General features: G+C 70.0%; 26 protein-coding genes. 17 read left to right on the top strand and 9 right to left on the bottom strand.

Going from position 1 to position 21,739, the window contains the following annotated elements; all coding sequences use genetic code 11:
• Positions 1-43 precede the first annotated feature (43 nt).
• On the top strand, positions 44-829 hold the full coding sequence (locus ASE87_RS15020; RefSeq protein WP_056230018.1) for an SDR family NAD(P)-dependent oxidoreductase: 786 nt from the start codon (positions 44-46) through the stop codon (positions 827-829).
• 73 nt (positions 830-902) lie between these two features.
• On the top strand, positions 903-1,154 hold the full coding sequence (locus ASE87_RS15015) for a hypothetical protein (protein WP_056230015.1): 252 nt from the start codon (positions 903-905) through the stop codon (positions 1,152-1,154).
• A gap of 65 nt (positions 1,155-1,219) precedes the next feature.
• Here the strand turns inward: ASE87_RS15015 and ASE87_RS15010 are convergent, their stop codons facing one another.
• Entirely contained in the window at positions 1,220-2,095 is an 876-nt protein-coding gene (locus ASE87_RS15010) for a cyclase family protein (RefSeq protein ID WP_056230013.1), read from the bottom strand.
• Between the two features lie 139 nt (positions 2,096-2,234).
• Between ASE87_RS15010 and ASE87_RS15005 the strand changes: the two genes are divergently transcribed.
• Entirely contained in the window at positions 2,235-2,699 is a 465-nt protein-coding gene (locus ASE87_RS15005; RefSeq protein WP_056230010.1) for a MarR family winged helix-turn-helix transcriptional regulator, read from the top strand.
• Positions 2,700-2,885: 186 nt separating this feature from the next.
• Here ASE87_RS15005 and ASE87_RS15000 read toward each other — a convergent pair whose 3' ends face one another.
• Positions 2,886-3,179 carry a DUF4190 domain-containing protein gene (locus ASE87_RS15000; protein WP_137847188.1) on the bottom strand — a complete coding sequence of 98 codons (294 nt, stop codon included), beginning with the start codon at positions 3,177-3,179 and terminating at the stop codon, positions 2,886-2,888.
• A 99-nt stretch (positions 3,180-3,278) separates the two neighbouring features.
• Positions 3,279-3,905: a TetR/AcrR family transcriptional regulator gene (locus ASE87_RS14995; protein ID WP_056230005.1), complete on the bottom strand. Its 627-nt coding sequence runs from the start codon at positions 3,903-3,905 to the stop codon at positions 3,279-3,281.
• A gap of 121 nt (positions 3,906-4,026) precedes the next feature.
• On the opposite strand from ASE87_RS14995, the gene ASE87_RS14990 reads away from it, so the two are divergent.
• On the top strand, positions 4,027-4,971 hold the full coding sequence (locus ASE87_RS14990) for an alpha/beta fold hydrolase (protein WP_056230002.1): 945 nt from the start codon (positions 4,027-4,029) through the stop codon (positions 4,969-4,971).
• Between the two features lie 128 nt (positions 4,972-5,099).
• Here the strand turns inward: ASE87_RS14990 and ASE87_RS14985 are convergent, their stop codons facing one another.
• Complete coding sequence (locus tag ASE87_RS14985; protein ID WP_235472364.1) at positions 5,100-5,801, bottom strand: GH25 family lysozyme; 702 nt, start codon at positions 5,799-5,801, stop codon at positions 5,100-5,102.
• A gap of 932 nt (positions 5,802-6,733) precedes the next feature.
• Here ASE87_RS14985 and ASE87_RS14980 point away from each other — a divergent pair.
• Positions 6,734-7,555 (top strand): ornithine carbamoyltransferase, encoded by an 822-nt coding sequence (locus tag ASE87_RS14980; RefSeq protein ID WP_056229999.1) that lies wholly within the window; start codon positions 6,734-6,736, stop codon positions 7,553-7,555.
• Between the two features lie 19 nt (positions 7,556-7,574).
• On the opposite strand, the gene ASE87_RS14975 is transcribed toward ASE87_RS14980, so the two are convergent.
• Positions 7,575-8,543 carry an arsenic resistance protein gene (locus ASE87_RS14975; RefSeq protein WP_056229996.1) on the bottom strand — a complete coding sequence of 323 codons (969 nt, stop codon included), beginning with the start codon at positions 8,541-8,543 and terminating at the stop codon, positions 7,575-7,577.
• Positions 8,544-8,638: 95 nt separating this feature from the next.
• Between ASE87_RS14975 and ASE87_RS14970 the strand changes: the two genes are divergently transcribed.
• The 8 genes from ASE87_RS14970 (at position 8,639) to ASE87_RS14945 (ending at position 15,662) form a co-directional block, all read left to right on the top strand.
• Positions 8,639-9,061 (top strand): MerR family transcriptional regulator, encoded by a 423-nt coding sequence (locus tag ASE87_RS14970; RefSeq protein WP_056229992.1) that lies wholly within the window; start codon positions 8,639-8,641, stop codon positions 9,059-9,061.
• A 33-nt stretch (positions 9,062-9,094) separates the two neighbouring features.
• Positions 9,095-9,721 carry a DUF1349 domain-containing protein gene (locus ASE87_RS14965; protein WP_043595571.1) on the top strand — a complete coding sequence of 209 codons (627 nt, stop codon included), beginning with the start codon at positions 9,095-9,097 and terminating at the stop codon, positions 9,719-9,721.
• A gap of 208 nt (positions 9,722-9,929) precedes the next feature.
• Positions 9,930-10,070 (top strand): hypothetical protein, encoded by a 141-nt coding sequence (locus ASE87_RS16235; protein WP_156155567.1) that lies wholly within the window; start codon positions 9,930-9,932, stop codon positions 10,068-10,070.
• A complete protein-coding gene (gene kdpF / locus ASE87_RS16230; protein ID WP_071257733.1) occupies positions 10,067-10,156 on the top strand; it encodes a K(+)-transporting ATPase subunit F in 90 nt (29 codons plus the stop codon). The genes ASE87_RS16235 and kdpF overlap by 4 nt, the downstream gene beginning before the upstream one ends.
• Positions 10,156-11,829: a potassium-transporting ATPase subunit KdpA gene (gene kdpA, locus ASE87_RS14960; protein ID WP_056229990.1), complete on the top strand. Its 1,674-nt coding sequence runs from the start codon at positions 10,156-10,158 to the stop codon at positions 11,827-11,829. The genes kdpF and kdpA overlap by 1 nt, the downstream gene beginning before the upstream one ends.
• A gap of 2 nt (positions 11,830-11,831) precedes the next feature.
• Positions 11,832-13,991: a potassium-transporting ATPase subunit KdpB gene (gene kdpB, locus ASE87_RS14955; RefSeq protein ID WP_056229988.1), complete on the top strand. Its 2,160-nt coding sequence runs from the start codon at positions 11,832-11,834 to the stop codon at positions 13,989-13,991.
• A 31-nt stretch (positions 13,992-14,022) separates the two neighbouring features.
• Positions 14,023-14,628 carry a potassium-transporting ATPase subunit KdpC gene (kdpC, locus tag ASE87_RS14950; protein ID WP_056229984.1) on the top strand — a complete coding sequence of 202 codons (606 nt, stop codon included), beginning with the start codon at positions 14,023-14,025 and terminating at the stop codon, positions 14,626-14,628.
• Positions 14,629-14,762: 134 nt separating this feature from the next.
• Complete coding sequence (locus ASE87_RS14945) at positions 14,763-15,662, top strand: MerR family transcriptional regulator (protein ID WP_056229980.1); 900 nt, start codon at positions 14,763-14,765, stop codon at positions 15,660-15,662.
• Positions 15,663-15,725: 63 nt separating this feature from the next.
• Here ASE87_RS14945 and ASE87_RS14940 read toward each other — a convergent pair whose 3' ends face one another.
• Positions 15,726-16,154 (bottom strand): hypothetical protein, encoded by a 429-nt coding sequence (locus ASE87_RS14940; RefSeq protein WP_043595565.1) that lies wholly within the window; start codon positions 16,152-16,154, stop codon positions 15,726-15,728.
• Between the two features lie 36 nt (positions 16,155-16,190).
• Positions 16,191-16,463, bottom strand: a complete 273-nt coding sequence (locus ASE87_RS14935; protein ID WP_043595633.1) for a hypothetical protein — start codon at positions 16,461-16,463, stop codon at positions 16,191-16,193.
• A gap of 180 nt (positions 16,464-16,643) precedes the next feature.
• Here ASE87_RS14935 and ASE87_RS14930 point away from each other — a divergent pair, with 180 nt between their 5' ends.
• Positions 16,644-17,456: a septum formation family protein gene (locus ASE87_RS14930; RefSeq protein WP_056229977.1), complete on the top strand. Its 813-nt coding sequence runs from the start codon at positions 16,644-16,646 to the stop codon at positions 17,454-17,456.
• Here ASE87_RS14930 and ASE87_RS14925 read toward each other — a convergent pair.
• Entirely contained in the window at positions 17,453-18,253 is an 801-nt protein-coding gene (locus tag ASE87_RS14925; RefSeq protein WP_056229975.1) for a GDSL-type esterase/lipase family protein, read from the bottom strand. The genes ASE87_RS14930 and ASE87_RS14925 overlap by 4 nt on opposite strands.
• A 356-nt stretch (positions 18,254-18,609) precedes the next feature.
• Between ASE87_RS14925 and ASE87_RS16225 the strand changes: the two genes are divergently transcribed.
• Together ASE87_RS16225 and ASE87_RS14920 are read left to right on the top strand one after the other, a co-directional pair.
• Complete coding sequence (locus ASE87_RS16225; RefSeq protein WP_157489933.1) at positions 18,610-18,780, top strand: hypothetical protein; 171 nt, start codon at positions 18,610-18,612, stop codon at positions 18,778-18,780.
• Between the two features lie 138 nt (positions 18,781-18,918).
• Positions 18,919-19,344 (top strand): DUF4307 domain-containing protein, encoded by a 426-nt coding sequence (locus ASE87_RS14920; RefSeq protein WP_056229971.1) that lies wholly within the window; start codon positions 18,919-18,921, stop codon positions 19,342-19,344.
• Between the two features lie 85 nt (positions 19,345-19,429).
• Here the strand turns inward: ASE87_RS14920 and ASE87_RS14915 are convergent, their stop codons facing one another.
• Entirely contained in the window at positions 19,430-20,080 is a 651-nt protein-coding gene (locus ASE87_RS14915) for an NADPH-dependent F420 reductase (protein WP_056230111.1), read from the bottom strand.
• Positions 20,081-20,280: 200 nt separating this feature from the next.
• Between ASE87_RS14915 and ASE87_RS15900 the strand changes: the two genes are divergently transcribed.
• Positions 20,281-21,732, top strand: coding sequence for a GAF domain-containing serine/threonine-protein kinase (locus tag ASE87_RS15900; RefSeq protein WP_043595563.1), 1,452 nt, complete (start codon positions 20,281-20,283; stop codon positions 21,730-21,732).
• Positions 21,733-21,739 lie beyond the last annotated feature (7 nt).

The following is a 21,739-nucleotide window of genomic DNA, read 5'->3' as shown; positions in this document are numbered from 1 at the left end:
TTTGTGCCTGGATGCGAGTTCCCGGGGCGAAGACGCTCATCACATGACGAACAACAACGAGAACATGCCGGTCGGCCTGCTGACCGGGAAGGTCATCTTCATCACCGGAGCCAGCCGCGGTATCGGCGCCGCAGCGGGCCGTCTCTTCGCGAGAGAGGGAGCATCTGTCGTGCTGGCAGCCCGCAGCATCGGGGCGCTCGACGCCCTCGTCCACGAGATCCGCACCCAGGGTGGCACGGCTGACACCGTCGTGATGGACCTCGCAGATCGAGCCAGCGTCCGCGCGGCCATCGATCGCGTCGAGGAGCTCCACGGACGCCTCGACGGGGCATTCAACAACGGCGGCGTGAACCAGCAAGAGACCGGTCCGCTCGACACCACGTCTGACGCCGACATCGACGAGCAATTCGCCGTCAACTTCCGCGCACACTGGGTCGCGATGGTCGCCGAAGCAACTCTCATGCGGAAGTCAGGCGGCGGCGCGATCGTGAACACCTCGAGCATCGGCAGTCGACGTGCTGTGCCGCCGTTGCCGGCGTACGGGGCAATGAAGCGGGCACTGAACAGCATCACGGAGACCGCGGCGGTCACCTGGGCTGCCGAAGGAATTCGGGTGAACGGCCTGATGCCCGGTGGAACGGCGACCGAGATGATGGACGAATGGGAGAGGAAAAGCCCAGGGATCATCGAGGCGAACAACGCAGCCAGCCCCATCGGCCGCATGGCAACCGCTCTCGAAGTCGCCGAGGTCGCGGGGTTCTTCCTCAGTGATCGCGCCTCGGCGGTGACAGGTGCCATCGTGCCCGTCGACGGCGGCGCCGGCGCCTGAGACGGGGACGCGCACCCGTCCTGCGGCCGCACCTATGTGGACCTGTGGCCGTTCTCGCGGACAGGATGAGGCGATGACAGAGCTGCAGGGCGCCGCCGTGGTCTTTGCGCCCCTGTTCGCGATCTTCGGGGTCTGCTTCATCGTGTTCCACCAGCACATCTCCGATGCCGCTCGCAGGGCCTACAAGGATCAGGGGCGCCGGATCGGCCCGCAGACCCAGTCGCCAGGGCTGATGATCGTCGGCGGGATCGGCATGCTGATCATCTCGACGGTCATCGTGCTCTACGCCTTCACCGATGTTTTTCCGCCGCCTCCTCCGCAGTAGCTCTCGACGGGAGCGCTGCCCGATAGCCGATCGGTCATTGCGGCGCGCCCGGCCGTGGTGTCGGTCTAGAAGATGGCTTGGGGGTTCACGGGCACGCCGGTGAGGCCGTGGAGGCGGGGTGGGGCGATGCTGAGCAGGAAGGCGTTTCGGCCGACTTCGGCGCAGGTCGCGGCGAGGTCGTCGGTGGCGACGCTGTCGATCAGGGGCATGCCCAGGCGGGCCAGCCCGACCATGTGCATCGGCATGGGCATCTCCGGGTCGCTCGGCGGGAAGGAGTCGCTGATGTCGCCGGCGTAGAGCGAGACGCCACGGTGTTTCATCCACGTGACCGCATCGACGGTCATGCCCGGCGCCTGGGTCTCGGCGTCCCAGCTGAAGCCCCAGCCGCTGCGGACCACCACGGCGTCGCCGGGCAGCACCTCGACCCCCGCTCGCGCCTCGGCAGCGTCGAGGTCCGCCGAGGTGATGGGGTGCGCGGACGGCAGCCGTCCCTCCGGTGCCAGGTCGAGCAGGATTCCTCGCGTCGTGACCCCGGCGGCGAAGGCGGTCGTGGAACCGTGAGCGACGCCTCCGGCCGTGACGGTCTCCTCGAGTGGCCGGCCCGGGTACACGGTGCCGTTGACGGGCATGTGGGCGAAAGCGTCGATGTGCGTCAGCGCCGGGTGATGCGGTGTCACGACGAGGACCTCGGACATCCCCATGGGCGGCGTGCCCGTGTAGAGCAGCGCCTGCTGAACGGGGGGCGACGGCGGTGCTGGGGGAGCGAACGGTCCGCCGAGCATCGAGGCGGGTTCGACCGGGTACGCGAGCGACACGCTCCGGCCGATCCGCACCTCCTCAGCGGCGCGGGCCCTGGCGGCGTCGTCGATCAGGTTCAGCGTGCCGAGTTCGTCGTCGGCGCCCCAGCGGCCTCGGTCGTCGGGGAGTGCGGGTGTTGTCATGGTGGCTGTCCTGTCATGTCGGTTCGGTCTCGCGCGGGTGGGTGGTGCACACTGCAAGGAGGTCCCTGAAGCAGGTTCCTGCACCATAGCCTCAAAAACAGGTTCCTGTTTTATCGAGGTGAGCGACGAGGAGGCACGCATGAGTGACGACGGAGGTCGCGGGCTCGAGTCCGTGCTGGGCTGGAACGCGGTGAAGGTCGCCCGCATCATCGGCTCCCAGATCACCGCGGGGATGGCGGAGCACGACGTGAGCCTCGTGCAGTTCGGCGTGCTGTCGTGCCTGGCGGACGGTGCTGAGCTCACGTCGGCGGAGATCGCTCGGGCCGTCTTCGTTCGCCCGCAGAGCATGTCGGACGTGCTCGACGGGATGGAGCGTCGCGGTCTCGTCCGCCGGGTGGGCATCCGCGCCCGCGGCCGGAGGAACCCCGCCGCGAGCACGCCAGCCGGCCAGGCCGTGCTCGACGCGGTGCAGCAGGTGGCCCTGGCGACGAACGACCTCAGCATGTTCGGGCTGGACGCGTCGCGGAGCGCACAGCTCAACGCACTGCTGCTCGCTGTCATCGAGGGCGCGGAGAAATCACCGGGCATCGGCGACGCTTACTGATACACGCCGGATAGGGGATCGATCATCGGACTGGATCTTCTGCCAGAGGCTGCGTCGGGTAGAGGTGACGATCGCCACTACCCGCCGTGAGCTCATCCGTCGCGGGGGTGTTGAGTGCCTGTCGGGTCGGTGCCGTGAATCCTGGAAGGGGCGCGATTGTTGAACTCGCTGCGAAGGAGGGGCTGCCTAGTTGAGCCCATTGATCGCCGATGGAATGAACCGGATGATCGAGCTGAGCGTCAGGCCGTACGCAAGTGTCAGGCCCACCGAGGCCAGGGCGATGCCGCGGGATCTCGTGCGCTTGATGTCCTGCAATGCCAGGTGTCCCAGCCCGGCACCAAATGCGGTCACAAGGGTTGGCGCACCAAACGCCCAGAGCAAGACCAGCGCCAGGACACCTACAGCGACGGATGCCACCGCATAACGGCTGAGACGGTCGGAAGTTTCTTGGGGCAAACCACTTACCTCTTCGATAGGCAACGCATGTCGTCGAGTCTCACAGCCTATTCAGTTTCGTTCCAGGGCAGGTTGCGAAATGTGGGTCTGTCGCCACGGCCGGGCGTCGCACTAGGGGATGGGTTACCGGGGGCCTTCGAGCCGTGATGACTCTGGGGTGAGTGCGCCGGATATCAGGGCTTGGACGAGCCGATCGGCGTCGTAGTCAGAGTCGCTCGCGGCGCCGATGCAGAGGTTGCCGACGCCTTTGAGGAGGTTGTACCCATCCAGGGCCGCTTCGTCGTCCGTGGGGCCGAGATCGGCGCGGGCAGCGTCGAGGAGTGACCCGCAGACCGGTACGAGGCGGCCCACGAAGTACGCGTGGAGTGCGTGGGAGCCAGCGGCGTCACCGTGGAGGGCGGTGGCGAGGCCGTGCTTCGTCACGAGGAAGTCCACGAACAGCGCTACCCATGCGCGCAGGGCTCCTTCCGGGGTCGCGCTCTCGGCGAGCAGTCGCGGCCCGGCCTCGGCGCAGGCCTCGACCTGGTGTCGGTAGACCGCGACGACCAGCTCAGGCCGGGTCGGGAAGTGCCGGTAGACGGTGCCGACCCCCACGCCGGCCTTCGTCGCGATCTCGCGGACGGGAGCGTCGACGCCGGACTCCACGAACACCGCCGCAGCCGCGTCCAGGAGAGCCTGCTGGCTCCGGCGGGGTCGGCCCACCGGCCGTGGCTGCGCGGCTGGGGCGTCACCGTCCTGCGTGTCGGGCATGGCGCCTCCTCGATCGGGTCGAACCGGTGCTTGATTAACGGAGCAACGTTCCGTAATGTTGCGGAGCAGCGCTCCGATAAGCAGTATCGCAGAGCGTGACTCCCGACGAAAGGCACCCTCCATGTCCTCATCACTCGTCACCGCACTGGACGAGATCGGCGGCGGCGGCGGCCCGGTCGTCTCCGTCGCGCCGGTCACCTTGTCGGCCCCGGGGCGCGCCGTCCCGCTCGAGGTCCGCGTGTCGGCACCCGCCACGGGAGGTGACCTGCCGGTCGTCGTGTTCTCGCACGGCAACGGCTGGAACCTCGACGGGTACGCGCCCCTGGCCGCGTTCTGGGCCTCGCGCGGCTTCGTCGTCGTCCAGCCCACGCACCTCGACTCGAGGCGGAACGGGTTCGGGTTCGACCACCCGGTCTTCCCGACGATCTGGACCGAACGCATCGCCGACCTGACCCGCGTCCTCGACCAGCTCGACACCGTCGAAGGGGCCGTCCCGGGTCTCGCCGGCCGCGTCGACCGCGACCGGATCGCCGCGACAGGTCACTCCTGGGGCGGCCAGACAGCGCAGACACTCCTCGGTGCACGCATCGTCGACGAGGAGGGCCACGTCGGAGACGACATGTCCGACAGCCGCGTCACCGCGGGCATCCTCTTCGCCGCCACCGGTCTCGGCGGCGACGACCTGCACCCCTTCGCGCAGGCGAACTTCCCCTTCATGCGCCCGTCGTTCCGTGAGCTCACCACCCCGACCCTCGTCGTCGCCGGCGACCACGACCAATCCACGATGTCCAGCCGCGGACCGGACTGGTTCACCGACGCCTACACGCACAGCCCCGGCGCCACCGACCTCCTCACCCTGCACGGCGGAGAACATGCCCTGGGAGGGATCGTCGGCTACGAAGTGGCCGAGACCACCGACGAGAACCCCGAACGGGTCGCCGTCATCCAGCGCATGAGCACCGCCTACCTCCGCACCGCTCTCCGCGTCGACGGGGGCGCCTGGCCCGCGGCCCGGGACGCTCTCCGCCGAGCCGGCGACCCGATCGGGCACGTCGACACCCAGTAGCGTCACGGTCTCTCGCGATCACGGCCGCTGTCGCCGTGAGTGCAAGGGACCTCATGCGTCGCAGGCCCCGGCGCTGTCTCGGTAGGGGATGCTGCTGCGGGCATCAGCGCGGCCGCGACGGCGGGGCATCAAGGCAGCAGCAACGACTCCAGATCTTCTCGGTTGCCTCGAAAGGCGTTCATGTCGATGAACTCTTCGTCGCCGTCGTACCCGTCGAGCTGCTCGCGCGCGGACCACTGCCAGAGAGTCCAGTCGCGGTCATCGGTGAGACGCGGGGAGGTGGCGACCGAGCGGAACCAGATGGGGTTGGCGGGGTAGCTCCCGGCGAGGTATCGCTCGTACCAGTCGCGGGTCGCGTAGAGCACAGCGGGTCGGCCGTAATGCTGTTCGATCGCGAGGAGGAGCGGGTCCAGCACCGCCCGGACCGTGGCTGCCGAGGGAGGGGCATCGCAGTACTCGGCGTAGCACTCGACGTCGACCACGACGGGCAGGTCGCCCCTGTTCCGGGAGACGGTGGCGATGACGTTGGCTGCTTGGTCCGTTCCCGGGCTGTCGACACTGAGGAAGTGGTAGGCGCCGACGAATAGGTCGGTGTCGTGTGCGTCGGCCCAGTTGTCCTCGAACCGGGGATCTCGGTAGCTCGAGCCTTCCGTCGCCTTGATCCACGCGAAGTCGATGTCCTCCTCCGCCAGGACGCCCCAGTCGATCGTGCCCTGGTAGGCGGATACGTCGACGCCCTGCACCGGGTACCTGAGGGCCGCCGTGCGGGTGGGCCAGAGCGTTCCCGTGAAGAGCAACGCGGCGACGGCGAGCGATGCGAGGGCGACCACGGCGGCCGAAAGGACGATGCGGCGCCGCCGCCGTCCTCGAGGGACCGCGCCTGTTCGGGCCGAGGCGTCGTCTCTGTCCTCGTCATGTCCGTTCGCCTCAGGCCCCATGGGACGAAAGGCTACGGGGCCGTGCGAACGAGCACATTCACCGATCGGCCACCAGCCCCGCTAGACGATGGTCTTCTGCGGCTCCGCTGCTGCGCGCGCGATGACTACTTCGGGCTGATGTGCCGGTCGATCAGTCGCGAGATGATCGCGTGTGAACTCTTCCCGCTCTGAGAGCGGCCGCTACTGGCTGTGGACCGAGGTCTGGGGCCCGAACGAACGCGATTTCGCCGACCAGTTCAGGCCGCGAGAGCGCGCAGGCGTGCTGTATTCATCGTCCTGATGGACCAGAGCCAAGAGAGACGTGGTTCGTGCCGCCGCGAGGACGACGAGCCCTGGGGGCGAACACCAGGGTGCTACGTCGCGTGGGAGGAAGTTCCGGCGGCGTGACGGTCACTCGTCGCTCGTCGAAAGTCTTCCACCACGTGGCGAACCTACTGCCTGCGTCAGCGTCTCGATGAGCGTCGTTGACCGCGACCCATCCCACTGGGATGCTTCTCGCAACCGACGGAGGTCGTCATGTTCGAAGAACGCGGGTGGTTCGCCGAGGCTGACGCGAGAGCGCTCAGGCCTGCCGACTCGGTGAACGACGTGGATCATCGTGGTGATGCTCCCCGGGCCGAGCACCGGCCTGAACCCGTCCGCCTCCGTCCGCTCGATCGCCTCCTGCGTGGCTTCCCGTGGCATGACCGAAGTCAGCGACCGAACCGTTGGTTCGCAACCCGCGTCCGCCCGGCAGGGGATACCCAGCGGGCCGACCAGCGGTAGCTCCCGGCACTCGTGAGCGGCCTGCCCGGGCGGTCCCGCTCGTCTTCTACGGTGGCAGGGTGCCTTCCCTGATCAGACTCGACGACCTGGGCCCCTCCGACATCGACCTGGTGTTCGCGCTCGCCGACGCCTACCGCGACGGACGCGGCCCGGTGACAGCGGGCTGCGCCGTCATGTTCTTCCCCCCGGCCAGCCTGCGCACCCGGGTGACGTTCGAACGCGGTGCCGCCCTGATGGGCCTCCAGCCGGTCGTGCTCCCGGACACGACGCTCGACAAGTCCGAGGCCCTCGAGGACGTCGCCGAGTACCTCGGCGCCTGGGCCGACGTCATCGTCGCCCGACACCGGGATCTCGCCGTCCTGGAGGGGCTGGCTGCAGTCGACACGGTCCCGGTCGTCAATGCGATGACCGACCGGAACCACCCGTGCGAGGTGCTCTCCGACCTCTGGTCCCTCCGGCAGCAGAGCGAGCTGGGGTCCCTGCGCTTCCTGTTCGTCGGGGCCGACGGCAACATCGCGGGCGCCTGGCAGGAGGCGGCCCGTGCACTGCAGCTCGATCTCGTCCAGTGTTGCCCCGCGGGGCTCCGGAGTCCCGGCGCCCGATGGACCGACGACCTCGAGACGGCGATCCGATCCGCCGACGTGATCCTCACGGACGGCCCGGGCGAGCACGAGGAACTCCTCGCGCCGTACCGCATCACCTCGGCTCTGCTCGACACGGCGCCGACGGGCGCACGGCTGAACCCGTGTCCACCGTTCCTCCGCGGCGTCGAGGTGAGTGCCGACGCCATCGCGCACCCCGCCTTCGTCGGCCACGCCTTCAAGGCATCCCTCCTGCCGGTCCAGCAAGCGGTCATGGCGTTCTGCCTGGATCTGGGATGACCCGGGACCTCGAAGCCGGCTACTCCACCGGCTGACCCCGGACTAGGCGTGGGACGACCCGGACGAAGACGATCATGCCGACGAGTTCGACGAGGGTCTGGGTCACGACGACGACCGGCGCGAGCGAGAGCGACGCCGGCAAGGCCAGCGCCAGCGGCAGGACCACGAGCGAGTTGCGCGTGGCTCCGCTGAACATCAGAGCCCGCGTGGCCGGAACGTCCAACCGGGCGACGCGGCCGACGCCGAGGCCGAGTGCCGCCATGACGACGAGGAATCCGGCGTAGAGCGGCACCAGCACGAGAAGCTGCGCCAGGGACTCTCCGACGGCCCCGGCCTGCGAGGCCACGACCGTGAACAGCGTCGCCATCATCAACGGGACCATGAGGCCCAGCATCGTGCGCTCCACCAGGGCACCGGCGCGGTGTCGCCGGCCGAGGGCCTGCACGAGTCCGGCCGCGGCGAGAGGGACGACGATGAGCAGCAGGAACGCTCGGGCGAAGGGCCCGACCTCGACCACGGCCACACCCTCGGGGCCGATGAACAGCAGCAGGTAGAGCGGCAGGAGGAGGATCTGCGCCAGCATGAGCAGCGGCGCTGCGGCGAGGAGTCGTTCCGACGCACCGCCGGCGAGGCCGGCGAACACGATCACGTAGTCGATGCACGGGGTCAGCAGCACCAGCAGCACCCCGAACAGCAGGGCCGGCTCGTCCGCGACGAACCGCGACAGCCCGAACACGACGAGCGGGACGACGACGAAGTTCAGCACTCCGACCGCGGCGAGGAACCGTCCGTCTCGGAGGGACTGCCCGATCGCGGCGAACGGCACGCCGAGGAACGTCGCGAACAACAGCAGCCCGAGGAGGGGCTCGATCGCTCTCTCGAGGTGGTGCGCTCCCGGCACGGTGAGGCCGATCACGCCGGCAGCCGCGATCGCCACCAGGTAGAGGCCGATCTGCCGGCGTTCGAGCCAGGAAACGACCGCGTTCACGGCTGGACCGGTGTCGAGGAGGAAGGCACGTCAGTGACGGTAGAGGTTCGAGCCGCTCGAAGGTCAAGCGGCAGCGGCGGCTCTAGGGTCGCGGTGTGCGAATCTCCGAGGTCAGCAAGCGCAGCGGCGTCTCCGCGACAGCGCTCCGGTACTACGAGTCCATCGGGCTGTTGACCCCTGCCAGAGCTCAGAACGGGTACCGGGATTACACCCCGGACGTGCTCAACCGGCTCGACCTGATCGAGGCGAGCAAGGAACTCGGCCTGCCTCTCGATCAGATCGGCGCGCACCTCAGCACCATGGAGTCGATGTCCTGCACCGATGTCCGAGAGGCGCTGCGGCCGCTCCTGGCCGAGCAGATGCGTCAGATCGAGGAGAAACAGGCCCGCCTCGACCGACTCCGGTCGCGCCTTGCTCGTGCCGAGCACGACCTGGCCGAGTGCCCTGACCGGTCTGAGCGGTGCTCGACCGAGTGCGTCTTCCGTGCCAGCGCAGAGGTGGTTGCCCGCGTCGGCTGAAGGCGCGTGCTCGACCGTCGTTAGCGTGAGCGCATGACGATCCAGATCCCGAGCATCGAGTCTCCGTTCCGACCGTTCCCCGGCGACGGGTGGTCGGTGGACGCTGCCTCAGGCAGCATCAGCGTGTCCAGCATCCCGGGCACCGACATCTTCACCGACCCGGGCGGTGACGACGGCGGCCAGGTCACGTCATCGACGCTGCACAACGCTGCAACGCTCCTCACCGATGCTCCCGCCGGCGACTTCCAGCTCAGCGCACGCGTCCGCGTCCGCTTCGCCGGCACGTTCGATGCCGGTGTGCTCTTCCTGCGCCACGACCGTGAGATGTGGGCGAAGCTCTGCTTCGAGTTCTCGCCACGCGGGGAGGGCATGATCGTCAGTGTCGTCAACAACCTCGTGTCCGACGACGCCAACGCCTTCACCGTCGCCGGTGACCACGTGCACCTGCGTGTCTCTCGCAAGGGGAAGGTCTTCGCCTTCCACGCGTCCGTGGACGGCGAACGGTGGACGCTGATCCGTGCGTTCTCCCTTCCCCACAGCGACAAGCCGCTGGAGGTCGGGTTCGAGGCCCAGTCACCCCAGAGTGACGGCTGTGACGTCGTCTTCGACGAAGCACGCCTCGTCGAGCGGTCGATCACCGACTTCCGTGACGAGTCGTGAACCACCGTTCTTCTCGCTGCTGATCACCGACGACGCATCGAATCGCATCCGTACCGATCCGAGGGCATCGCAGGATCGACCCGTCCGGCGGCCGAGCAGCCCTTCGGCCCCGGTGGGCGTGTGGTGTCCGTGAGGAAGACGCCGATCGGCGTAGGGAAGTCGTAAGGGCCCGCGATCGGCGCTGCGGCGAGGTGTCTACTGACTCGCTGTGCCCACGACGGGCACCGGGCCGTCCGGCCCGTCGATCGTCCTCCTTGGAGTCGTAGTGCTCGACATCGTGTACGTGCTCGCCGTCATCGCTGTGTTCGCAGTGGTGTCCCTCGTCGCGAAGGGGGTCGAGAAGCTGTGATCGTCTTCAGCATCGGGGCCGCCGTCCTCGCCGTGGCCGCCCTGGCGTACCTCGTGTACGCCCTCGTGAAGCCCGAGCGCTTCTGATGGACGCGCTGTTCGGCATCCTCCAGATCCTCACGGTCGTCGTCGTCCTCGTCGTCGTGTACCGCCCCCTGGGTGACTACATGGCGCGGATCTTCACGACGGCGAAGGACGCCCGCGTCGAGCGTGGCTTCTACCGCCTCATCGGCGTCGACTCCGCGGCGGAACAGACCTGGCCCGCCTACCTGCGTGGGGTCCTCAGCTTCTCCGTCGTCGGCGTGCTGTTCGTCTACGCGATCCAACGCCTCCAGGCGTTCCTGCCCTACTCGCTCGGCTTCCCCGCGGTCCCCGAGGGCCTGTCGTTCAACACCGCGGCCTCCTTCGTCACGAACACCAACTGGCAGTCGTACTCGCCCGACGTGACCCTCGGGTACGCGGTGCAGCTCGGCGGACTCGCCGTCCAGAACTTCGTCTCCGCGGCCGTCGGGATCGTGGTCGCCGTGGCCGTCATCCGCGGGCTCGCCCGCGCGAAGAGCGGCACGCTGGGCAACTTCTGGGTCGACCTGACCCGCACGCTCGTCCGCCTGCTGCTCCCCCTGGCCGTCGTCGCGGCCCTCGTGCTCGTCGCGGGTGGGGTCGTCCAGAACGTCGCCGGGTTCACCGACGTCACGACCCTCACCGGAGGGACCGCGACGATCCCCGGCGGGCCCGTCGCCTCGCAGGAGGCGATCAAGATGCTCGGCACCAACGGTGGCGGTTTCTTCAACGCCAACAGCTCCCACCCCTTCGAGAACCCCACGCCGTGGACGAGCCTGTTCGAGATCCTCATGATGCTCGTCATCCCGTTCTCCCTGCCGCGCACCTTCGGCCGCATGGTCGGCTCGACCAAGCAGGGCGTCGCGATCGCCGCCGTCATGACGACGATCTTCGCCGTCTCGCTGACCGCCATGACCTGGTTCGAGCTCCGCGGTGCCGGCACCGCCACCCAGCTCGCCGGAGGCGCGATGGAAGGCAAGGAGGCGCGGTTCGGCATCTGGGGATCGACCCTGTTCGGTTCCACCTCGACCCTGACGTCGACGGGTGCGGTGAACTCGATGCACGACTCGTACACCGCCCTGGGCGGCATGATGCCGATGATCAACATGATGCTCGGCGAGATCGCCCCCGGCGGTGTGGGCTCGGGTCTCTACGGCATGCTCGTCCTCGCCGTGATCACGGTGTTCATCGCCGGCCTGCTCGTCGGCCGCACCCCGGAGTACCTCGGCAAGAAGATCGGGCCGCGCGAGATCAAGCTCGCCAGCCTCTACATCCTGGTCACGCCGACCATCGTGCTCGCCTTCACGGCGCTGAGCTTCGCGATCCCCGCGGTGCGTGCCGACGTCGAGGGCACGTCGATCTGGAACCCGGGCCTCCACGGCTTCAGCGAAGTTCTCTACGCCTTCACCTCCGCCGCGAACAACAACGGCTCCGCCTTCGCGGGACTGACGGCGAACACCCCGTGGTTCAACACCACCCTCGGCGTCGCGATGCTGCTCGGCCGTTTCCTCCCGATCGTGCTCGTGCTCGCCCTCGCCGGCTCCTTCGCCGCTCAGGACAAGGTCCCCGCCACCGCCGGGACCCTGCCCACCCACCGCCCGCAGTTCGTGGGCCTGCTCACCGGCGTCTCGGTGATCATCACCGCGCTGACCTACTTCCCCGTCCTCGCACTGGGACCGCTCGCTGAAGGGCTGCAGTAACCATGTCCGTCGTCACCGACACACCCACCACCGACCACGACCACGAGGGCGAGCACGCCCCGACGAACCGAGGAGGCGCGTTCGGCGTCGCCCAGCTGGTCGCGGCCCTGCCCGGCGCGCTCCGCAAACTCGACCCGCGCGAGATGTGGCACAACCCCGTCATGTTCATCGTCGAGGTCGGTGCCGCCTACACGACGATCCTCGCGATCGCCGGCCTCTTCACCGGTCCCGAGACCTCGGGCGGCTCGCCCGTCCCCGGCTCGTTCACCTGGGCGATCGCGGTCTGGCTCTGGCTGACGGTCGTCTTCGCGAACCTCGCCGAGTGCGTCGCCGAGGGTCGCGGCAAGGCACAGGCCGAGACCCTGAAGGCGACCCGCACCAGCACCACCGCCCAGCGCGTGGTCTCGTACGACGCGACGTCCGATGCCGGTGCCGAGCGCGCCTCCTCGGAGTCGGTGTCCTCGGCCGACCTCACGCTCGGCGACACGGTCGTCGTGACCGCCGGCGAGCTGATCCCCGGCGACGGAGACATCGTCTGGGGCATCGCGAGCGTCGACGAGTCGGCCATCACGGGCGAGTCCGCCCCGGTGATCCGCGAGTCGGGCGGCGACCGCAGCGCGGTCACCGGCGGCACCCGCGTGCTGTCCGACCGGGTGGTCGTGCGCATCACGAGCAAGCCCGGCGAGACCTTCGTCGACCGCATGATCCGCCTCGTCGAGGGCGCCTCCCGCCAGAAGACCCCGAACGAGATCGCGCTGAACATCCTGCTCGCGAGCCTGTCGATCGTGTTCGTCGTCGTGACCCTGACGTTGAACCCCATCGCGGCCTACAGCGACGCGTCGGTGAGCATCCCCGTGCTCATCGCCCTGCTGGTCTGCCTCATCCCCACGACGATCGGGGCGCTGCTCAGCGCCATCGGCATCGCGGGCATGGATCGCCTGGTGCAGCGCAACGTGCTCGCCATGTCGGGCCGCGCGGTCGAGGCCGCCGGTGACGTCACCACGCTGCTGCTCGACAAGACCGGCACCATCACCTACGGCAACCGGCAGGCGGCCGAGTTCACGCCGCTCGACGGCATCGCCCGGGCCGAACTCGTCGACGCCGCCGCCCGGTCGTCGCTCAGCGACCCGACCCCCGAGGGCAAGTCGATCGTCGACCTCGCCCTGACGACGGGGTGGCACGACGCCGACGGTCAGCCGGGTGAGATCGTGCCCTTCACCGCCCAGACCCGCATGTCGGGTCTCGACCTGCCCGACGGCACGCAGATCCGCAAGGGTGCCGGCAACTCCGTCATCGCCTGGGTCGAGGAGGACCGTCGTCTCGCCAGCACCGAGCACGACGAACTGCAGACCCGCATCGACGAGATCTCGAACGCCGGAGGGACCCCCTTGGTCGTCGCGATCAAGACCACGGCCTCGGAGGCTCGCGTCCTCGGCGTCGTGTACCTCAAGGACGTCGTCAAGACCGGCCTGCGCGAACGCTTCGCCGAACTGCGCAGCATGGGCATCCGCACGGTCATGATCACCGGCGACAACCCCCTCACCGCCAAGGCGATCGCGGCCGAGGCCGGCGTCGACGACTACCTCGCCGAGGCCACCCCGGAGGACAAGCTCGCCCTCATCCGCCGGGAGCAAGAAGGAGGCGCGCTCGTCGCGATGACCGGCGACGGCACCAACGACGCCCCCGCGCTGGCCCAGGCCGACGTCGGCGTCGCGATGAACACGGGCACCTCGGCCGCGAAGGAGGCCGGCAACATGGTCGACCTCGACAGCGACCCGACGAAGCTGATCGACATCGTCCGCATCGGCAAGCAGCTGCTCATCACCCGCGGCGCCCTCACGACGTTCTCGATCGCCAACGACATCGCGAAGTACTTCGCGATCATCCCGGCCATGTTCGCCGGGGTGTTCCCCGGGCTCGGGCTGCTGAACGTCATGCAGCTGTCCTCGCCGGCCTCGGCGATCCTCTCGGCGATCGTCTTCAACGCCCTCGTGATCGTCGTGCTCATCCCGCTCGCCCTGCGGGGCGTGAAGTACCGGGCGGCGTCGGCGTCGTCGATCCTGTCGCGCAACCTCCTCGTCTACGGACTCGGCGGCGTCGTCGCCCCGTTCGTCGGCATCAAGATCATCGACCTGATCGTCAGCCTGCTCCCCGGCTTCTGAACCGACGCAGACGACGAACGAGAGAGAGACCATGAACACCCGCACCCTGCTCCGCCAGTACGGTGTCGCCCTCCGCGCGATGCTCGTCTTCACCGTCGTCCTCGGCGTGGCCTACACGGCCGTCGTCACCGGGGTCGGCCAGCTCGTCCTGGGCGGCAAGGCGGACGGTTCCGCCGTCCACGTCGACGGTGAGACCGTCGGCTCGTCACTCATCGGGCAGTCCTTCACCGACGCCGACGGTGTCGCCCTGCCCGAGTGGTTCCAGTCGCGGCCCTCGGCTGCCGGTGACGGCTACGACGCCTCCGCCTCGAGCGGCAGCAACTACGGGCCCGAGAACGAGGACCTCATCGCGGCCGTCGAGGAGCGGCGGGCGGCGATCGCCGAGAGCGACGGAGTCGCCCCGGAGGACGTCCCCGTCGACGCGCTCACCGCCTCCGCGTCCGGGCTCGACCCGCACATCAGCCCCGAGTACGCGCGCATCCAGGTCGAGCGGGTCGCCGCGGCACGTGACCTGCCGGTCGCGGACGTCGAGGCGCTCGTGGAGGAGCACACCCAGGGCCGCGACCTCGGCTACCTGGGCGAGCCCACCGTGAACGTGCTCGAGCTCAACGCGGCCCTTGCCAGGACGGGACGCTGAGACCGTGAGACGGGAGCGGCTCCGGAAGAGGCTCGAAGCGGTCCCGACTCAGCCTCGACCGGGTTGCACCTGCCGCTACGTCATGTGGTCTGCTCGACGTACCGCCTGCCCCGTCCCGCCTCGAGAGGTCCGCCATGCATCCGTTCCCGACCCCGCCCCGTCAGGTCCTGATCGGCGACGCCGCGGCGTTCGTCGGCACCACTCCGCGGGCGATCCGGCACTACCACCAGGTCGGCCTGCTCCCGGAGCGTGAGCGAGGCGGCGACGGCCGCCGCCGCTACGGCTACGCGGAGATCATCCGGCTGCTCTGGATCCGACGCATGGCCGACGCCGGGATCGCCCTCGACGACATCCGCGACGCGTTCACCGACACCGCACCGGGTGGTGCCGGCGACGAGGACGAGGTCGCCGACGTCCTCGCGCGCCTGGACGACACCCTTGCCGCGCAGGAGGCCGAGCTGCGGAGGAAGCGTGCCTCGGTGCAGCGCATGCGGACCCTCGGCAGCCGCCTGGGACTGCTCGACGACATCGTCTCCGGCCGCCTCGAGGCCGCACCCGGGGGCTCGCTGCGTCAGGACGACCTGGACACCCTCCTGGTCACCGAGCGCATCTTCGGTCCGCTCGGCGCCGTCCTGCAGGCGAGCCGCTTCCTCGTCCTGGCCCTCCACCCCGAGCTGCGGGCCGAGTCCGACCGCGTCGACGCCGCCGAGGAGGCGCTCGACGACACGGTCGCCGTCGACGATCCCCGGGTGGCGCAGGTCGCCGCCGAGCGGCATGCCTTCGAGACCGAGCTCATGCGCGTCATCGAGGAGTCCGGTCAGCTCGAGGAGGACGACGCGATCTTCGACACCTGGGACGAGTTCCATCCGATCGCAGGCGCCGACGCGGAGAACGGTCCCGACCCGGCCGTGGCCACCCAGGCCAGGAGCGCCGCGGATGTCATCAGGAGCATGCCCTACGAGTTCTCCCCGGCCCAGCTGCGGTGCATGGAGCTGACGCTGCAGCTCGGGGCGCCGGCGGCGCCGACGTCCTGAACGAGGCCGTTCGACAGGGCAGCGATGCGCTCCGACGCCTACCGGCAGATCGACGACCGGCCGTCACTCGGCCGGCGGCAACCGGAGCGCCGCGGTGTAGTCGGCCCCGTGCCTCGGGTGGGAGGCGAAGCGGCGCAGGTCCGAGTGATCACCACGGCAGATGGCCGCCGCCATGCGATGGGCGCGGGCGGCGTTGCGGACGGGAGAGTACGGGTCCGCATCCGGTCGCACGGCGGTGAGATCGGCTGCGAGGCGATCGTGGTGCGAGGCCGCGACCTCGAGGCCCCCGCCGCAGTCCCGTGTGATCGTCGCTGCGAGCCGCAGCTGCGACTCGAGGGTCTGCACTCCGACGTCGGTGGGCTCGTCCGTCCTCAGGACGCGGACCAGCTCGCCGAGGGCGAGCGTCCGGGCCCAGGCGGTGAGGTGAGACGACTCGCTCACCGGTGACCTGGCCATGTAGCGCTCGATGCGTTCGAGCAGGGGGTCCGTCATGACGTCATCCTCGCAGCCGCCCGTCGTCGTCCCGGGTCAGTCGTAGACGCGCCCCAGCACCCAGCCGCCGTCGGCGCCGAGGACGACCTCGAACATGTGGGTGGTGCCGTCGTCGTCGGTGGCCTGGAAGCGCCAGCCGACGAAGCGACGGGGCGGGTGCGTGATGAAGGCCGGCGTGACCGCCGGCTCGACCCGCAGCTCGGTCGGGGTGTCGCTCACCCGCCACCGTCGGCAGGACCAGACCAGCCGCGCCGGCAGGTCGCGCTCGAACCACAGCGCGACGGGCTCGTGGGTGGTCTGGGTGCTCATGTCGTCCTCCTGCACGTTCGAACGTGTGTTCGAACGGATCGAGTGTAGGTCAGGCCGAGAGGGCGGGCAAGCAGATCACGGTCGTCTTCCCGGACAGGGGGTCGAGCGGGATGCCCGGCGCTGGATATGATCCGGCGTGACCCGGTGATCCGACGGCCCGGTCGACGAAGGGGAACGACCGTGAGCACACCGATCGAGCCGGGCGTGCCCGACCAGCAGCCCCGACCGCAGGGGTGGCAGCAGCCCGAGCCGCAGCCCGGGCCGCAGCCGCAGTCGCAGGGCTGGCCGCAGCCCGAGCAGCAGTCGTCCGGCTGGCCGTCCCAGCCCCAGGCCCAGGCGCCCTGGCAGCCGTGGCCGACGCAGGACCCCTACGCCGCGCCTCCTGCCTTCCTCCCCACCTTGCCGGTGCAGCCCTCGAAGACCCCGTGGGTCCTCGCGATCGTCGGCGCGGCCGTCGTCGCCCTGATCGTCGGCGGCGGGGCCGGCCTGCTCGGCGGGATGTCGCTCGCCGGCGGGTCGGCGGGCTACGGCTACGACGACGGCTCGTCGTACGCCGACGAGGACCCCACCACGTACTTCGGCTCGGACGCGGTCTACGGCGACTACCTCTACCCCCTCGACTTCTCGGGGGTGACGAGCGTGGACGGGCTCGACGTCGGCACCTGCTTCACCGTGGGCGACCTCGGCCGCGAGGGCACGGGCGACGTCGAGACGGCCTCCTGCGACGAGGCCCACGACGAGGAGGCCTACCTGGTGGACGAGCTGGACGGCGGCGCGTTCCCCGGCGGCTACGAGGTCCTCGACGAGGCGGCCGCCCTCTGCGACGCGGCCTTCGGCGACTACGTCGGGGCCTCGTACGACGAGTCCCTCGCCGACTACGGCGTGCTCGCCCCGACCGAGAAGGGGTGGGACGACGGCGAGCGCTCGGTCGTCTGCTACGCGTACACCTACGGCACGACCCGCGTCGGCAGCCTGGCGGACTCGGGCGTCTAGGCCGGGACGCCGGGCCCGGCGCCGCTCTCGCAGGGCGTGTCGGCGGCTTCGGCGCCGACCAGCGACGTCACCACGGTCGGCGCGATCGCCTGCCCCCACCGCCGGTGCATGGTGCCCCACGACAGCAGCTCCTGGTGGTACAGCCCCTCCGAGCGCCACTCGGGGAACGGCACCCACGAGGCGCCGGGCGTGGTGAGGGCGACCCGGGCCGTCAGGGCGTTGAGCCGCTCGATCTGCCGCGTCAGCAGACGCTTCGCGATCGGCGGGATCGGTCGGAACTCCGCCATCGGCGGGATGCCGACGTAGACGATGCGGCAGTCCGGGCCGGCCGTCTCGCGCACCCGGACGGCGAGGCGACGGAGCGAGGCCTCCCACGACGAGCCGCTCGTGGCGAGCAGGACGTCGCAGATGCCGAGCAGCACCACGGCCGCGTCGGCGCGTCCGGCCGGCAGCTCGACCCGGGCGGCCTCGGCGGCCGTCAGCACGGGTGCCGAGACCTCGCGCCACCTGACGCCACGGCCCCGCGCCGAGCCGACGAGGCGCGCGGTCTGGCTGGCGCAGGTCAGGTCGTGGGCGAGCACGCCGAACCCCTCGACGGCGATGCTGCCGACGAAGAGCAGGCGGTCGGGGTCGGGGCCGTCCACGGTCATGCGGCGGGCGTCGCGGGGGTAGGGCGCCCGGGCCACCTCGCGCCGGTAGAGCGCGAGGTGCAGGTGGAAGAGAGGCGCGGTGGCCCGGACCACCGCCGCGATCAGGCGGCCGTGTCGGCGGGGGGTCGGGGTCTCGACCAGGGGCATGTGTGTTCGCAATCCGTGCAGTGCAGGAGGCGCGGCCTCCGTCGGCCTCGTCCTGAGGCCCGGGACAGTCTGCCGGTCCCCCCAAAGGAGGACAGGCCCCCGTTGGGGGAGGGTCGGTGCGAATCGGCTGGATTCCGGGCCGGGAGGGGCGACCGAGGGGCTGAACGAGGGGCTGCAGGAGCCACGCGCTGTCCGCAATGCGAACAGCCTCGTCGAGTAGCTAGATGGACTAACTACCCCATGGTTTCATTCGTGTGTACCGACTTCACGGGCGGTGCGGGCCGCGACCCAGTCGTGGCCCCCTCAGGACCAGCATCACGGGCAGGCAGCACAGGGCTGCCGAGAACGGACACACCATGACACTCCTCACGCCGTCGCGTCGCCGCACCGACACGGGCAGCAGCCCCTTCTCCGAGATCCGCGAGACCGAACGCCAGGCGACGCTGTTCGTCATCGCCACGGCGGCCGTCGGGGCGAGCGCCAGCCTCGTCGCCGCCCTCTTCCTCAGCAACGGGCTCTTCCTGTGAACGACGACCTGACGTACGTCGAACTCGCCCCCACCGAACCCATCGACCTGTCGATGCTCTTCGAGGCCGACGCGGCCTGACCCCGCAGGGACGCGACGTCCATGCGGTTCCGAGCCGGCGCCTCCTACCCTTGACGCCATGCAGACCCTCGACCCGGCGCGCGCCGATCCGGCCTCACGGCTCGACAGTCGGTACGGCCGGCGGCCGGGCCGGACCCGTCGATCGCGACTGGTCGCCCTCGTCGCGGGTGCCGTCGTGGCCGTCGTGGTGGCGGCCTGGGTCGTGCTCGTCGCGTTCGACGGCGACTCGGCCGAGCTCGAGGTGAGCCACTACGGCTTCACCGTCGCGGGCGACGACGCCGTCCAGGTGCAGTACACGATCAACGTCGCGGGCGGCACGGACGTCGGCTGCGCGGTGCAGGCGCTGAACGAGAACCGCGCGGTGGTCGGGTGGAAGGTCGTCGACCTGCCCGCGGTCGACACGTTCACGCAGACCTACACGACCTCGCTCGTGACCAGCGAGCGCGCCGTGACCGGTTCGGCCTACCGCTGCTGGGTGCTCTGACCGGCACCTGCACGAACGACGCGACCCGCGCCTCCTGCAGGAGGCGCGGGTCGCGTTCGTCGGGCGGCGTCACCGCCCGGCCGGGTCAGGAGGCCTGCGGCACCCGGTTCGCCTTCGCGAGGTTGGCGACGAGCTCGTCCTTCGTCTGGCGCACGACGTAGGCCGGACGGTCGCGCTCGACGCGCCAGCTCTCGGACAGCGGGCTGACGTCGACGGTGTCGAAGCCGAGCTCGTCGTAGAGGTCGGTCATCAGGGCGACGGCCTCGGGCGAATCGCTCGACGTGGCCAGGGCGCGGCGGTCGGGGGTGCCGGCCGGGGCGGTGTCGGTCGTGATGTCGGCGGCCGGGATGTGGTTGAAGCCCTTGACGACCGTGCTGGTCGGCAGGTGGCGCTGCAGCATCTCGGCGGTCGTGTCGGTGCCCTCGTCGAGCGCGGTGATGTGACCGTCGCGCTCGAAGTAGTAGTTGTTCGTGTCGATCACGGTCTTGCCGGCGAGGGGCTCGACCGGCACCTGGTCGACGTTCTTGAGGGGGACGGTGACGACGACCACGTCGCCTGCCGTACCGGCCTCGGTCGCCGTGGCGGCCCGGGCCTTCGGGCCGAGGTCGGCCACGAGGTCGGCGAGGGTCTCGGGCCCGCGCGAGTTGCTGATCACGACGTCGTGCCCGTGGGCGATGAGCGCCCGGGCGACCTGGCTGCCGATGTTGCCTGCTCCGATGATTCCGTAGGTTGTCATGAGCAACTCAACCGGCGGCCCGCTCGATGCCTTCCCGACGACGCCCTTCTCCCAGGGCATCGCAAGGTCCGCAGGGCTCGTCCCGTGGCGACGGGTCGTGCTCGTGACCCCGTCGTGATGCGATCGTCACCCGCGCCATCGTCACCTCGGGGCCCCGCATGCGACAGGATGGACCCCACACCAGTCACAAGGGGGAGGCGATGGCCGCGCCACAGCAGGACGACGCGCTCGATCGCGTCCTCGCCGAGCGCTACCGCCTGCAGTCCGTCGTGGGCCGGGGTGGCATGGCGACCGTCTACAAGGCCGTCGACGAGAGCCTCAACCGCACCGTCGCGATCAAGGTCTTCCACAGTGCGATGGTCGACCCGGCCCGACAAGAAGCCGAGCTCGGCGTGCTGTCGAGCCTCGAGCACCACGGCCTCGTCGGTCTCTTCGACGCGGGGGTCGAGCAGGGGCCGAACGGTCCCCAGCGATTCCTCGTGATGCCGCTGATCGCCGGGCTCAACCTCGAAGACCGTCTGCGGCACGGAGCGCTCGCCGCGCGGCACATCGCCGAGATCGGCTACGACATGGCCGAGGCGCTCGACTACATCCACGGCCACTCGGTCGTGCACCGCGACATCAAGCCGTCGAACATCCTGCTCGTCGACTACGGCGACCACGAGGCCGCCCGTGCCCGGGCCAAGCTCGCCGACTTCGGCATCGCCCTCACCGAGGACGTCGAACGACTCACCGCCGAGGGGGTCACCACCGGCACCGCCGCGTACCTCAGCCCCGAGCAGGCCGTGGGTGGCGAGGTCGGCCCCCCGAGCGACGTCTACAGCCTCGGCCTCGTGCTGCTGCAGTGCTTCACCCGCCGGCGCGAGTTCCCGGGATCGCTCGTCGAGTCCGCCGTCGCCCGGCTGTCGCGCGACCCGGTGCTGCCCGAGCCCCTGCCCGAGCACTGGCGGCACGCCCTGCGCGCCATGACCAGCCGCGATCCCGCGCAACGGCCGACGCGGGCCGAGCTCGTCGCGATGATGCGCGACGTGGTCATCACCGAGACGACCGAGCACCGCGACGCCGTGGGCGACCTGTCGACCGGCGACGGCTCGATGCGCGGGGGCGACACCGAGCCGTTCGACCACAGCGAGGTGCTCGACACCCTGCCCAACGAGGCGCTCGACCGCGTCACCGCCATGGCGGCCCGCCTGTTCTCGGCGCCCATCGCCCTGGCGACCGTCATCGACGACGACCGCACGTGGTTCACGACCCACTACGACCCGGCCGTGGGCGACATCGCCCGGCACATCGACCTCTCGCTCGGGGCCGTCCACTCGTCCGAACCGCTGGTCATCGAAGATGCCGCCACCGACCGTCGTGTGGCGTCGAGCCCGCTGGTCACCGGTCCGCTCGGCATGCGGTTCTACGTCAGCGTGCCCCTCACCCGGCGCGACGGCCACACGATCGGCACCCTCTCGGTGATCGGTCGCGAGCCGGGCACGGCCAGCGACGAGCAGGTCGCCAACCTCGCCGACCTCGCGGCGCTCGTCGTCGCCCAGCTCGAGCTGCGACAAGAGAGCCTGCGGATCGCCGGCACGACCACCGGCAGCGTCCCGCACGCCGAGCGCGTCGACCTCGACTCCCGCACCCGGAGCCCGTCCGACCGCTGAGCGGGTG

Source organism: Frigoribacterium sp. Leaf44 (genome assembly GCF_001421865.1).
In the GTDB taxonomy this organism is placed as follows: domain Bacteria; phylum Actinomycetota; class Actinomycetes; order Actinomycetales; family Microbacteriaceae; genus Frigoribacterium.
The sequence above is the reverse complement of the archived record's forward strand: the minus strand, read 5'-3'. Positions and strand labels throughout refer to the sequence as shown.